We start from the raw sequence: 13499 nt of genomic DNA, 5'->3' as shown, positions 1-13499 counted from the left end.
CGTCGCGGCCGGGGGAGTGGCGGTCAGTGGATGATGCCCGTTCGCAGGGCCACGGCGACCATTCCTGCGCGGTCTCCGGTGCCGAGCTTGCGGGCGATGCGGGCGAGATGGGACTTGACGGTCAGGGCGGAGAGGCCCATCGAGACGCCGATGGCCTTGTTGGACTGGCCTTCGGCGACCAGGCGGAGCACCTCCACCTCGCGGCCTGACAGTTCGCGGTAGCCGCCCGGGTGGCTCGGGGAACCGGGAGGCCGGCGGTGCATACGGGCGGCGTTGGCGCCGATCGGTGCGACGCCGGGGCGGGTGGGGTGGCCGATGTTGGTACGGGTGCCGGTGACGACGTAGCCCTTCACGCCGCCCGCGAGGGCGTTGCGTACGGCACCGATGTCGTCGGCGGCGGAGAGGGCGAGGCCGTTCGGCCAGCCCGCGGCTCGGGTCTCGGACAGCAGGGTCAGCCCGGAACCATCGGGCAGGTGGACGTCGGCAACGCAGATGTCGCGCGGGTTGCCGATTCTGGGACGGGCCTCCGCGATGGACGACGCCTCGATGACGTCACGAACTCCGAGTGCCCACAGGTGCCGGGTGACGGTGGAACGGACACGGGGGTCGGCGACGACGACCATGGCCGTCGGCTTGTTCGGGCGGTAGGCGACCAGGCTTGCGGGCTGCTCGAGGAGAACGGACACCAGGCCTCCTGGGGAGTGGCGGGACGGGCCGGCTCGGGGATGAAGCCGGGGCGAACCGTGCTTGAAGGGTCATTGACCTCTTCGGCAGCAGACCCGTCCTCCTTTAGAGGAAGATCACGATTTGGTGAGTAACAATTCGGGCAAATAGGACGCGCGATCGATTGTACGAAAAGAGAGTCGGCGAATGTGCGACCCATGTGACGCAGTGTTACGAGACCTGGGGTCCCCGCCGCTGGGGCAGCGTCACCACCGTCGCCTCCGAGATCCCCGAAGGCGGCAGCCCGGCGATCTGGCAGAGCAGATCCCCCCACGCCACCAGGTGCGCCGCCGCGTCGGGCACGCCGCCACGCCCCTCGCGGGGCGTCCAGGAGGCCCTGATCTCGATCTGGGTCGCGGGGCGACGGGAGGAGAGCGCACCGAAGTAGTGCGATCCGGCGCGCGTCACGGTGCCGCCCGCTTCGCCGTACGACAGGCCGCGCGCTTCCAGCGCACCCGTCAGCCAGGACCAGCACACCTCGGGCAGCAGCGGATCCGCCGCCATCTCCGGCTCCAGCTCCGCCCGCACGAGCGTCACCAGACGGAAGGTGCCCTGCCAGGCGTCGTGACCGGACGGATCGTGCAGGAGTACGAGACGGCCGTCCGCCAGATCGTCCTCCCCGTCGACGACCGCCGCCTCCAGGGCGTACGCGTGCGGAGCGAGCCGCTGAGGCGGCCTCGTCGGCTCGACCTCCAGTTCTGGGCGCAGCCGCGCGGAGCGCAACGCGTCGACCGCCGACCGGAACGCGGGCGGGACGGATGCCTCCTCCGTACTGTCCTTGCTGTCAGCGCCATCGGAATGATCGGAATATTGTCCCTGAGCCGGAGCCATGCGGGGAAGAGTAGGCGGAACCGGAGCCTCGCGCAGGGAGGGACACCCGGGGCGCACAAGCTCCTTACGGCTTCGTGCGAAGATTCTTGGCGTGAGTGCCAACGATCGCCCGTCGGGCCAGCAGACGAAGTCATCCGCCACCCATGAGTCGGCCTTCCTCAAGGCGTGCCGGCGCGAACCCGTGCCGCACACCCCGGTCTGGTTCATGCGCCAGGCGGGGCGCTCACTTCCCGAGTACCTGAAGGTCCGCGAGGGCATCGCGATGCTCGACTCCTGCATGATGCCGGAGCTCGTCACCGAGATCACCCTGCAGCCGGTGCGCCGCCACAAGGTGGACGCGGCGATCTTCTTCAGTGACATCGTCGTCCCGCTCAAGGCCATCGGCATCGACCTCGACATCAAGCCCGGCGTCGGCCCGGTGATCGCCGAGCCGGTCCGTACCCGCGCCGATCTGGCCCGGCTGCGCGACCTCACGCCCGAGGACGTCCCGTACGTCACCGAGGCCATGGGGATGCTCACCGCCGAGCTGGGGTCCACACCGCTCATCGGTTTCGCCGGAGCGCCGTTCACTCTCGCGAGTTACCTCGTGGAGGGCGGCCCGTCCCGCAACCACGAGCGCACCAAGGCCATGATGTACGGCGACCCGGAGCTCTGGGCCGACCTGCTCGACCGGCTCGCGGAGATCACCGGCGCGTTCCTGAAGGTCCAGATCGAGGCGGGCGCCTCGGCGGTCCAGCTCTTCGACTCCTGGGTGGGCGCCCTGGCCCCCGCGGACTACCGGCGCTCGGTCATGCCGGCCTCCGCGAAGGTCTTCGACGCCCTCGCCCCGTACGGCGTCCCGCGCATCCACTTCGGTGTCGGCACCGGTGAGCTCCTCGGCCTGATGGGCGAGGCCGGCGCGGATGTCGTCGGCGTCGACTGGCGGGTCCCGATGGACGAGGCCGCGCGCCGCGTCGGTCCGGGCAAGGCGCTCCAGGGCAACCTCGACCCGGCGGTGCTCTTCGCGCCGACCCCGGCGGTGGAGGAGAAGACCCGCGAGGTGCTGGACGCGGCGGCCGGCCTGGAGGGCCACATCTTCAACCTGGGCCACGGCGTCATGCCGTCGATGGACCCGGACGCGCTGACCCGCCTCGTGGAGTACGTGCACACGCAGACGGCACGGGGGTGACGCGCCGCCCGGTACGTCAGGCGCTGCCCGCCCGGCGTACCGCGGCGTTCGCCTTGCGGGCCGCCACCAGGACCGGGTCCCACACCGGCGAGAACGGCGGGGCGTAGCCGAGGTCGAGCGCCGTCATCTGGTCCACGGTCATCCGCGCGGTCAGTGCCACCGCCGCGATGTCGACGCGCTTCGCCGCCCCCTCGCGGCCCACGATCTGCACGCCGAGCAACCGGCCCGTGCGGTACTCCGCGATCATCTTCACCGTCATCGACCGCGCCCCGGGGTAGTAGCCCGCCCGGCCGGTCGACTCGATCGTCGCCGTGACGTACCGCAGGCCGACCGCCTTCGCCTCCTTCTCGCGCAGCCCGGTCCTGGCGATCTCCAGGTCGCAGACCTTGCTCACCGCGGTACCGACGACCCCGGGGAACGTCCCGTAGCCGCCGCCCACGTTCGCTCCGATGACCTGACCGTGCTTGTTGGCGTGGGTGCCCAGAGCGATGTGCCGGAGACGGCCCGCGACCAGGTCCAGCACCTCGACGCAGTCGCCACCGGCCCAGATGTTCTCGTGGCCGACGACGCGCATCGACGGGTCCGTGACCAGGCCGCCGTGCGCGCCGAGCGGGAGGCCCGCCGCTCCGGCCAGCGTGGTCTCCGGTGTGACGCCGATGCCGAGCACCACGACATCGGCCGGATAGGTCTCCTCGTCCGTGGCGACGGCCGTGACCCGGCCGTCGGGACCGGTGAGGATCTTGGTGACCGCCGCACGGTTCACCGTCGTGATGCCCATGCCGTCCATCGCCTCGTGCACGAGGCTGCCCATGTCCGGGTCGAGCGTCGCCATCGGCTGGGCCCCGCGGTTGAGCACCGTCACCTCGAAGCCGCGCTTGAGCATCGCCTCCGCCATCTCGACGCCGATGTATCCCGCGCCGACGACGACCGCGCGCCGGCCCGGCGCCCGGTCCAGGGAGTCGAGGAGCGCCTGCCCGTCGTCCAGGGTCTGCACCCCGTGGACACCGTCGGCGTCCATGCCCGGCAGGTCCGGGCGGAGCGGGCGGGCGCCCGTCGCGACCACCAGCTTGTCGAAGCCCGTCCAGGACGCCTCGCCGCTCTCCAGGTCCACGGCGCGGACCCGCTGTCCGGCGACGTCGATCTCCGTCACCTCGGTGCGCGTCCGCAGATCGATCGCGCGTTCCCGGTGCTGCTCGGGGGTACGGGCGATGAGGTCGTCCCGCCGCTCGACGTCGCCGCCCACCCAGTACGGGATGCCGCAGGCGGAGTACGAGGTGAAGTGACCGCGCTCGAAGGCGACGATGCTCAGCTCGTCGGGCCCCTTGAGCCTGCGGGCCTGCGACGCGGCGGACATGCCCGCCGCGTCGCCCCCGATGACGACCAGTCGCTCCGCTGCCATGCCGGGTCCCTTCGACGACGCGTTGGCCCAACGGTACGGCTCGGCGGCGGCGCGTGGCCTTCGGCCCCGCCGCGGGGCTACTCGCCCGACGGGCTCGGTCCGGGGGCCGCGGCCGGGTTCTTCCCGTTGCGGCGGCGCAGGCGGCGCCAGACCAGCAGGGCGATCGCCGCCACCGCCAGGAACGGGGCCGAGGCCCCGATCGCCATGGCGATCCAGCGCAGCATCGTCACGAACGCGTCCCAGCCTCCGCCCAGCGCGTCCAGGAAGCCCGAGTCGTCGTCGTGCTGCTTGGCGACCGGGGAGTCCGGTTCCACCAGCTCCAGCGTGACCGTCGCCATCGAGGTGCGGTCCCTCAGGTTGGCCTGCCGGGCGAGGAGCGACTCCAAGGTTGCCTGACGGCTGCTCAGTTCACCTTCCAGCGTGACCACGTCCGAGATCTTCTCGGCCTGGTCCATCAGCTTCCGGACCCGGGTGACGCTCGCCTTCTGGGTGGCGATCCGGCTCTCGACGTCGATGACCTCCTCGGTGACGTCCTTCGCGTTCGAGGTGCGCGACAGCAGCTTCCCGGAGCCCGCGAGACTCCGCAGGACGTCCTGGTAGCGGTCCTCGGGCACGCGCAGCACGAGGTGCGAGGTCTCGTGCTCGTCGTCGATCCGCTCCGTCGTCTCGTTCGATACGTGCCCCCCGGCGCCCTCCGCCGTGGCCCGGGCCGACGCGACCGCCTTCGGTACGTTCTTCACCTCGACGAACAGCGTCGCCGTGCGGATGACGTGAGCGGTGACCGCCGCCGGCTTGCCGGTCCTGTCCGCGCTCTTGGAGCCGTCCGCGGAATTCCCCCCGGCCCTGTCCGCCGCCCCGGCGCCCGCCTCCTTCGCGTCGGACTGTGCCATGCCCTTGTCCTGGGAACTCGCGGAGTCGTCGGCACCGGCGGCGCAGCCGCCGACGGCCAGCAGCGTGGCGAGCGTCCCCGCCGCCAGCGCCGCACCGGTGTGCCGCATCCGCCGCACGCGCCGGACGGGAAGTGCCGAAGTGAGTGGTCGGTCCATCGGTCGCTCGGTGTCCATAACTGGTCCCCCCAGGCTGGTGGTTGACGTTGCCGGTTCGACGTGCGGCACCCGGTGCGGGTTGCCTGTCGGCGGTTTCGAAGCGGTCACGGTCGGGACTCGGTACGGGTTTGAGAGAGTGGTCCCATGCAGGGTTCTCATCAGCGCGTGAACACGCGCACGGGTCATGTCGTCGTCGTCGGCGGTGGCATCGCCGGTCTGGCCGCCGCGCACCGGCTGCTCGCCACCGGGCTGCGGGTCACGCTCCTGGAGGCGACGGACCGCGTCGGCGGCAAGCTCATGACGGGCGAGATCGCGGGTACGCGGGTCGACCTCGGCGCGGAGTCGATGCTCGCGCGCCGCCCCGAGGCGGTCGAACTGGCCAGGGCGGTCGGGCTCGGTGACCGTCTCCAGCCGCCCGCCACCGCCACCGCGTCGCTGTGGACCCGCGACGCGCTGCGGCCCATGCCCAAGGGCCACCTCATGGGCGTCCCCGGCGACCCGGCGGCGCTGGTCGGGGTGCTCTCGCCCGAGGGTCTCGCCCGGATCGCCGAGGAACGCGACCTCACGCCCACACCCGTCGGCGAGGACGTCGCCGTGGGCGCCTACGTCGCGGACCGGCTCGGCCGCGAGGTCGTCGACCGGCTCGTGGAACCGCTCCTCGGCGGGGTCTACGCGGGCGACGCCTACCGGATCTCGATGAGGGCCGCCGTCCCGCAGCTCTTCGACGTGGTGAAGGAGGGCGGCTCGCTGCTCGACGGCGTACGGCGGGCCCAGGAGAGGGCCGCCGCCCAGCAGCGGACAGGACCGGTCTTCCAGGGGATCGACGGCGGCGTGGGCAGCCTTCCCGAAGCCGTCGCCGACGCCGTACGCGCCGGAGGGGCCGAGATCCTCACCCGTACGCCCGTCCTCGGCCTGACCAGGACCGCCACGGGCTGGGACGTCCGCACCGACACCCGGGTGATCACCGCCGACGGAATCGTCCTGGCCACCCCCGCTTGGTCCGCCTCCACCCTGCTCGCCGCCGAGTCCCCGGCCGCCTCCGCCGAACTGGCCGGGGTCGAGTACGCCTCCATGGCCCTCGTCACCCTGGCGTTCCGGCGCGCCGACATCGCGGCGACCGAGGCGCTCCGGGCACGCTCCGGCTTCCTCGTGCCACCGGTCGACGGCCGCACGATCAAGGCGTCCACCTTCTCCAGCAACAAGTGGCAGTGGGTGGCGGACTCCGCGCCCGGCCTGTTCGTCCTGCGCACGTCCGTCGGCAGGTACGGCGAGGAGGACCACATCCACCGCGAGGACTCCGAGCTCGTCGACGTGTCCCTGAGCGACCTCGCGGACGCGACCGGGCTCGCGGCGAAGCCCGTCGACACCGACGTCACCCGGTGGATCGGCGGCCTCCCGCAATACCCGGTCGGCCACCTCACCCGCGTAGCGCGCATCCGCGAGGAGGTCGGCAAACTGCAGGGCCTGCGGGTCTGCGGGGCGGCGTACGACGGTGTCGGCATCCCCGCCTGCGTCGCGAGCGCCCACCGCGCGGCGGACGAGATCGCCCGCTCCTTCACCGGGGAGATCATCGACACCCCACCCCTGGTTCAGGGCACTCGGAGCGAGGCGGGACAATAGCCGTATGAGTGCTGCTGAGACTGCGACATCAAGCAAGGCCCCGAACGCAGGCAAGAAGGCGAAGGACCTCAACGAGGTCATCCGCTACACCCTGTGGTCGGTCTTCAAGCTGCGCGACGTGCTGCCGCTGGACCGCGCCGGCTACGCCGACGAGGTCCAGGAGCTGTTCGACCAGCTCGCGGCGAAGGACATCACCGTGCGCGGCACGTACGACGTGTCCGGGCTGCGTGCCGACGCCGACCTCATGATCTGGTGGCACGCCGAGACCTCCGACGAGCTCCAGGAGGCGTACAACCTCTTCCGGCGCACCAAGCTGGGCCGCGCCCTGGAGCCGGTCTGGTCGAACATGGCGCTGCACCGCCCCGCAGAGTTCAACAAGTCGCACATCCCGGCCTTCCTGGCCGACGAGACGCCGCGCAACTACATCAGCGTCTATCCCTTCGTGCGCTCCTACGACTGGTACCTGCTGCCGGACGAGGACCGCCGCCGGATGCTCGCGGACCACGGCAAGATGGCCCGCGGCTACCCGGACGTCCGCGCCAACACCGTCGCCTCCTTCTCCCTCGGTGACTACGAGTGGCTCCTCGCGTTCGAGGCCGACGAGCTCTACCGCATCGTCGACCTCATGCGTCACCTGCGTGCCTCCGAGGCGCGGCTCCACGTCCGCGAAGAGGTCCCGTTCTACACCGGCCGCCGCAAGTCGGTCGCAGACCTGGTGGCCGGGCTCGCGTAGCCGGCGGTTCCCGACCACCCCAACCCGGAAGATCAGACGGTGGGCACCGGCGTTTCCCGCCCCGCCCCTCGTTCCAGCGACACCGGGTTCGGCTCCCGGTGCGGCGCGCAGTCCGCGCGCCGCACCGGCGTTCTCCCAGTCAGCAGGTACGTCTCCAGATGCTTGTTGACGCAGGTGTTCGTGGAGCCGCCCACGCCGTGCGAACCGGCGCCCCGCTCCGTCACGAGCGCCGCGCCGCGCAGCCGCCGCTGAAGGGCGAGCGCCCCCTCGTACGGGGTCGCGGCGTCGCGTTCCGCCGCCAGGATCAGGACCCGAGGCAGCTCGCCCCACTCCGTACCGACGTCGACGGGCTCCTGCCGGGGCGCGGGCCAGTGGGCGCACGGCAGATTCACCCAGGCGTTGGCCCAGGTCCCGAACGGGGCGATGCGGGCGACCGCCGTGTGGTCGCGGTCCCACACCCGCCAGTCAGCGGGCCACGGCGCGTCGTTGCACTGGACCGCGGTGTAGACCGCGTTGGCGTTCTCGTTGTCCCGCGCCGCCGCCGCTCGGGGTGAGGCCTGGTCGGCCAGGGGCTTCGGATTGCCGCGCACGTACTCCGAGAGCGCCGTCGCCCGCATCGCCCAGTAGTCGTCGTAGTACACGGCGCCGAGAAGCGCGGAGTGCAGCTGCGCAGGCCCGACCTTCCCACCCGCTGGACGCTCGGCCACGGCCCTGCGCACGGACTCGTAACTCCGCCGCACCCCCTCGGCGTCGGTCCCCAGGTGGTAGACCGCGTCGTGCTCGGCGACCCAGTCGCGGAAGTCCTCCCAGCGGGACTCGAAGGCCAGGGACTGGTCGAGGTTCGAGCGGTACCAGATCTGGCCCGGGGCCGGATCCACGGCCGAGTCGAAGACCATGCGCCGCACGTGCGACGGGAACAGGGTGGCGTACACCGCCCCGAAGTACGTGCCGTACGAGGCGCCCATGAACGTCAGCTTCCGCTCACCCAGCGCCGCCCGCAGCACGTCCAGATCGCGGGCGTTGTTGAGGGAGGTGTAGTGCCGCAGCGCGGGACCGGCGTTCCGCGCGCAGCCTTCCGCGTACGCCTTCGCCCGCTCCGCGCGCCGCTCCTTGTACGCGGGGGAGGGGTGCGCCGGCAGGTCGGCGGGCGCCTCGGCGAACTCGGCGGGGTCCTGGCAGGAGAGCGGGGCCGAGGGGGTTACCCCACGCGGCGCGTAGCCCACGATGTCGTACGCACGAGCGATCTTCTTCCACTCGGGCAGTTCACCGACCAGCGGGAAGGTGATGCTGGAGGCGCCGGGACCGCCCGGGTTGTAGACGAACGCACCCTGGTGTTCGTCCGCGTCGCCGCTCGCCAGGGCGCGGCTGACGACGAGTTCGATCTGACGGCCGTACGGCGCCGCGTAGTCCAGCGGGACGGAGACGGTGCCGCACCGGAGGGACCCGGGCAGCATCTCCTCCTCGGGGCATGGCCCGAACGCGATCCCGGCGGCAGCGGCGCGGGCCGCCGCGAGCTCGGTGCCCCGGGCCTCGGCGTCGTCGGCGTAAGCGGGTGTGGCGCGGCCGAAGGCCGTGGCGGGTGTGGCGGCGAGGGCGGAGACGAGCGTCAGGGCCACGCACGCGATCGTTCCGTACAGCGCTGCACTTCTCACACGCGTTCCCTTCCTGCGGCCGGTGCGACCGATGCGGTCGGTGCGTCCGGTGGGGCCCGTGAAGCCGAAGGAGGATGGTCGGGCGGGTGATCAGCGATGTAAAGCACCGCACCGCGATGTCACAGGTAATGCCCCGGATGGGCCGACCAGCCCGTGCGACGACCCGTCAGGGCCGCGCGCAGCGCGGGGTCCTCGACGGCGCGCGCGCCCTGTACGGCCACCGCGGCCAGCAGGTCACGGTCGGCGCCCGACACCGGGGCGGGCAGGGAGTCGAGCCACTGCTGCCCGGAGGGCGAGGCCCACGGGCTGTACGGCTGGTTCTCGACGCGGGCGATCGCGAGGCACCCCAGCGTGAGCACGAGCGGCAGCCCGAACCAGGCCACCACCGGGCCCGAACCGTCGGGCCCCGGGCCGGGAAGGAGCACCGCGGCACCGGCCAGCAGCACGACGAGAACGGCCGAAGCGCGCACCGCGCGCGCCGCCGAGGCGACGCCCGAGCGGGTCCCGTGCGGTACGGCGAGTCCGGCGGCGACGAGCCGGTCGGCGAGGCCGCGTACGGCGTCGGTGGCGGCCGCAGCGGCCCGTATCGGAGCTATCCGGGACTGACCCCCCGGCCCGATGGCCCGTATGACGGTGCGTTCGACCTCGTCGCGGCCCTCCGGATCGACGACGGTCGCCCACCCGGTGTGGGCGAGCAGCAGCCGCCGCCGCAGATGCATGGAGACGAGCGCCAGATCGGCGACCCGGTGGGGGCCTCCGGCCAGGAACGCCGTCTCGTACAGATTCAGCGCGTGGCGCGCGGGTTCCGGCGCCGCGGCGGCCGGAGGCGCCGCCGCCGCGGTGGCGAGGCAGAGGCGGATGCATGACATGGCCGCCGCGGCCCACGCGACCAGCAGGAACAGGACCCAGAACATGCCGGAGTTCTATGCGAGCGGGACCCGCCGCGCCATGCCTCGTCCATGATGTGGACGAAACACCGTCCAGCCACCGGTACGCGTGGCCCGATCCGGTCGGTGCTCAGGAGCTGCTGCTGCCGCAGCTGGAACCGCCTGAGCTGCTGCCGCAGCTGGAACCGCCTGAGCTGCTGCCGCAGCTGGACCCGCCGCCTCCGCCGCTGCTGCCGCAGGAGGAGCCCGAACTGCAGCCGCCTCCGCCGCCCGAACTGCAGCCGCCGCCGCCTCCGCCACCGCCGCCCCCGCTGGAACTCCCGCAGCTCGCGCCGCCCGCCCCGGAGCACCACACCGTGGGCACGAGGAGTGCCGCGGAGACCGAGGAGTCCGTGGTCCCCGACGACCCGCCTCGCCCGGTGGTCCGGATCCTGGCTGCGGCGATGAGCTGCGCCTGGAGTGCGGGATCGGGCAGCGCGCGCAGCCCCATGGTGGCGACCAGGAGCGCCGGGGTCATCCGGTGGGCGTACGCGGCCCGGTGGCTGTCGGCCGCCCGCCGGCCGGCCTTCGTGATCCTCCTCCCGGTTGCCGAGGCCACGACGATCCCGACGAGGCCGCCGAGCAGAAGCGCGGGAAGCACCTTGACGATGAAGGGGAGGGGGGTGTCCGCGTAGCCCTCGTGCAGGCCGTACTGGACGACGGTGAGCACGAAACAGACCGGCAGGGCCAGCAGGCAGGCGAACCCCTGGACGAGCGCCCGTACGCGGAGCGGGCGGTTCGTCGCAGGTGCGACGAGCAGCCCGCGCGCCGCGAGCCCGTCGCCGGTCTCCTGGACGGCGGGGTGACGCATCACTGCCGCCCGGAGTGTGTGCAGTGCGCCGCTGGGGGCCGCGGCGGTCTCCTGGAGCACGGCCCGCTCCACCGGGTCATGGGCTTCGGCGCGCAGGACGGCGACGATGCCCGGACCGCCGATGGCCAGCCGCCCGTCCGACTGCATGGCGGTCAGCGCGGTGTCCACCACTCTGGCCGGGCCGCCGTTGAGGAACGCCGCCTCGTAGAGGTCGTGGATCTGGCTGTCGGCTCCGGCGACAGGGCGGCCGGCGGCGACGGCGCGGGCGATGAGGAGGACCGATGTGGTGATCACGGCGAGGTTGAGCAGGATGGCGAGAACGTTCATCGGGTCACTTCCCCACGAGAGCGGCACGGGCCGCACGGACGAGTCGGACGGAACGGCGGGGCGGACGCGGATCGACGCACTGCTGCCACCAGCGGGTCAGCCGGCGCCGGGCCGCGTTGTCCGCCGGGAGTCCGTCGATCAGCAGCTGCTCCGCGAAGTCCACCGCGTCGCGACGGTACCCGTCGGTCATCGGGTGGGTCCTCGCGTAGTCGACGAACGCGCGGCGGTAGCCGTCGCCGAGGATCTCGGGGAGTTCGGGGGCCACCTTCGCGACGACACCGGCCCGCTTCGAGGCGAGGGCGCGGCTCTGCACCCCGAGCCGCCGGTGGTCGAAGCCCTCCGGCGCGGGTGTGCCGGCGACGAGCGCCGAGAGCAGGGCCGTCTGCGCGACGGCGCTGCGGTCCCGCGCGCCCACGACCGGGGCGGCGGTCCGCTCGGGTCGTACGGTCCCGGGTCGTACGGTCCCGGGCCGCGCGGCTTCGGGTCGTACGGTTTCGGGCCGTACGGTCTCAGGTCGTGCCCCGCCGTCGCCGGACGAGGCCGCCGCGGCCTCCAGCGTCGCGCGGATCGTCGTCAGCTCGCCCGCCAGCTCGGCCGCGGGCGGGAAGTCGTCGTCGCGCTCCAGCAGCACGCCGGGCGGGTCGACCCGGGAGCGCAGCGCGGTGAGGATGTCGAGCACGGGCCGCGTCACGGGGTGCGCGTGCGTGTCGTGCCACACGCCGTCCTTCTGGACGCCGCCCGCCACGTGGACGTACGCGATGGCCTCGACGGGCAGCTCGTCGAGCGCCTTGACCGGGTCCTCGCCGCGATTGACGTGATTGGTGTGCAGGTTGGCGACGTCGATCAGCAGCCGGACCCCGGTGCGCTCGACCAGTTCGGCGAGGAACTGCCCCTCGGTCATCTCCTCGTCAGGCCAGGAGATCAGCGCGGCGATGTTCTCCAGAGCCAGCGGCACGGGCAGCGAGTCCTGCGCGATCCGTACGTTCTCGCACAGGACGTCCAGGGCGTCCCAGGTGCGGGGCACCGGCAGCAGGTGGCCCGCTTCGAGCCTCGGCGAAGCGGTGAGCGGCCCCCCGCCGCGTACGAACGCGATGTGCTCCGTCACCAGGGGCGCACCGAGCAGCGTGGCCCGCGCCGCCAGATCCGCGAGCCGCCCGGGATCCGGCCGGTCCGCGCCGCCGAGCCCGAGGGAGACGCCGTGCGGCACGACCGTGACGCCGAGCTCCCTCAGCCGCATCAGAGCCTCCGGCGGATGGCCGGTGCAGATGTTCTCCGCGACCGCCTCGACCCAGTCGATGCCGGGCAGCGCCGCCACGGCGTCCGCTATCTCCGGCCGCCAGCCGATCCCGATTCCCAGCCTCATACGTGTCCCCCCAGTTCCGCTTCGTGCAGGGGTGATGGCCCCGGCGGGCGGTGCTGAATCCGAACAGGGGGACGTTCAGAGGTTGATTTGAGGTTCCTGGCGGGCCTGAGCCCGTCAGGGCATCGGCATCATCGTGGGGGGCACGGGGCGGGAGGTGAACGACTGGTCCCCGGTGGGTGTGACCGGCACCGGGACCTGCGGCACATCCGCGCCGGAGGGCACGGACGGGCCCGAGGGGCTGGCGGTCGACGCGCCCGCGGCCTCGCGTGCCAGGCGGTCGAAGTCGACGAACCCGGTGCCCTCCAGCATGGTGATGTGGTCGAGCACCGTCTGATTGGCGTCGGAGGCCAGCTGCCGTATCAGCGAGTTGCGGGTGGTGTGCCGCACCTGGGCGATCAGAGCGAACACCTTGCCATGCGCGGCCCGCAGGATGTTGGCGAACTTCCGCTCGTACTCCTCGCCGCTCGCCGCGGTGAGCTCCTGCAACCAGGCCTGCTGCTGGGCGGTCGGCTGGTTCGGCAGTTCCATCCCGAGCTTGGCCGCCACGTCCCTGGCCCGCCGGTCCAGATCGGTGTGCCCCACGACGAGGTGGTCCCCGGCGGCCTTCGTCGCCTCGCTCGGGGCCCGCTGGATCGCCTGCTGCCCGGCGGGCAGCTCCCACAGCCCGGCGAGCCGCACCTTGACCAGGAAGTCCCGGTCGGTCGCGGAGAGCGGCCCCCACTGGGTGGCGACGCTCGACGCGTTGAGGTTGGCCTCGCCCGTGCCCGAGCGGTCGGCGTACGACCACACGGGGAAGGCGAGCGCGCCGAGCGTGGCGACAAGTGCCGCGATGATGAGGGCCGTTCCGTTGATACGTCGCAACAAGGTGTCTCCCGGGCCGATGCGTGACTGCGTCGAATC

General features: G+C 72.5%; 12 protein-coding genes. 3 read left to right on the top strand and 9 right to left on the bottom strand.

The window, feature by feature from the left end:
* Window positions 1–23: 23 nt before the first annotated feature.
* Together AB0C82_RS08550 and AB0C82_RS08545 are read right to left on the bottom strand one after the other, a co-directional pair.
* Window positions 24–686: a response regulator transcription factor gene (locus AB0C82_RS08550; RefSeq protein ID WP_185297704.1), complete on the bottom strand. Its 663-nt coding sequence runs from the start codon at window positions 684–686 to the stop codon at window positions 24–26.
* Window positions 687–894: 208 nt separating this feature from the next.
* Window positions 895–1554, bottom strand: a complete 660-nt coding sequence (locus AB0C82_RS08545) for a DUF3000 domain-containing protein (RefSeq protein ID WP_362837733.1) — start codon at window positions 1552–1554, stop codon at window positions 895–897.
* A gap of 91 nt (window positions 1555–1645) precedes the next feature.
* Here AB0C82_RS08545 and hemE point away from each other — a divergent pair, with 91 nt between their 5' ends.
* Window positions 1646–2722, top strand: coding sequence for a uroporphyrinogen decarboxylase (gene hemE, locus AB0C82_RS08540; RefSeq protein ID WP_362837731.1), 1077 nt, complete (start codon window positions 1646–1648; stop codon window positions 2720–2722).
* A gap of 16 nt (window positions 2723–2738) precedes the next feature.
* Here the strand turns inward: hemE and AB0C82_RS08535 are convergent, their stop codons facing one another.
* Together AB0C82_RS08535 and AB0C82_RS08530 are read right to left on the bottom strand one after the other, a co-directional pair.
* Window positions 2739–4121, bottom strand: coding sequence for an FAD-dependent oxidoreductase (locus tag AB0C82_RS08535; RefSeq protein ID WP_362837729.1), 1383 nt, complete (start codon window positions 4119–4121; stop codon window positions 2739–2741).
* Window positions 4122–4198: 77 nt separating this feature from the next.
* The gene (locus AB0C82_RS08530; RefSeq protein WP_362838396.1) at window positions 4199–5119 is read right to left on the bottom strand and encodes a DUF4349 domain-containing protein; all 921 of its coding nucleotides are present in this window, start codon (window positions 5117–5119) and stop codon (window positions 4199–4201) included.
* Between the two features lie 192 nt (window positions 5120–5311).
* Between AB0C82_RS08530 and hemG the strand changes: the two genes are divergently transcribed.
* Both hemG and hemQ read left to right on the top strand, forming a co-directional pair.
* Window positions 5312–6787, top strand: a complete 1476-nt coding sequence (gene hemG, locus AB0C82_RS08525; RefSeq protein ID WP_362837727.1) for a protoporphyrinogen oxidase — start codon at window positions 5312–5314, stop codon at window positions 6785–6787.
* 4 nt (window positions 6788–6791) lie between these two features.
* Window positions 6792–7520, top strand: a complete 729-nt coding sequence (gene hemQ, locus AB0C82_RS08520) for a hydrogen peroxide-dependent heme synthase (RefSeq protein ID WP_362837725.1) — start codon at window positions 6792–6794, stop codon at window positions 7518–7520.
* Between the two features lie 32 nt (window positions 7521–7552).
* Here the strand turns inward: hemQ and AB0C82_RS08515 are convergent, their stop codons facing one another.
* The 5 genes from AB0C82_RS08515 to AB0C82_RS08495 all read right to left on the bottom strand — a co-directional run bounded on the left by AB0C82_RS08515 (window position 7553) and on the right by AB0C82_RS08495 (window position 13460).
* Window positions 7553–9172, bottom strand: coding sequence for an alpha/beta hydrolase (locus AB0C82_RS08515; protein WP_362837723.1), 1620 nt, complete (start codon window positions 9170–9172; stop codon window positions 7553–7555).
* Between the two features lie 119 nt (window positions 9173–9291).
* Window positions 9292–10086, bottom strand: a complete 795-nt coding sequence (locus AB0C82_RS08510) for a TIGR04222 domain-containing membrane protein (protein ID WP_362837721.1) — start codon at window positions 10084–10086, stop codon at window positions 9292–9294.
* Between the two features lie 103 nt (window positions 10087–10189).
* The gene (locus AB0C82_RS08505) at window positions 10190–11236 is read right to left on the bottom strand and encodes a TIGR04222 domain-containing membrane protein (RefSeq protein ID WP_362837719.1); all 1047 of its coding nucleotides are present in this window, start codon (window positions 11234–11236) and stop codon (window positions 10190–10192) included.
* 4 nt (window positions 11237–11240) lie between these two features.
* Entirely contained in the window at window positions 11241–12599 is a 1359-nt protein-coding gene (locus tag AB0C82_RS08500) for a DUF692 domain-containing protein (protein ID WP_362837717.1), read from the bottom strand.
* A gap of 114 nt (window positions 12600–12713) precedes the next feature.
* Complete coding sequence (locus AB0C82_RS08495) at window positions 12714–13460, bottom strand: DUF4142 domain-containing protein (RefSeq protein WP_362838394.1); 747 nt, start codon at window positions 13458–13460, stop codon at window positions 12714–12716.
* Window positions 13461–13499 lie beyond the last annotated feature (39 nt).

This window comes from Streptomyces sp. NPDC048560 (genome assembly GCF_040650955.1).
Lineage (GTDB): Bacteria > Actinomycetota > Actinomycetes > Streptomycetales > Streptomycetaceae > Streptomyces.
The sequence above is the reverse complement of the archived record's forward strand: the minus strand, read 5'-3'. Positions and strand labels throughout refer to the sequence as shown.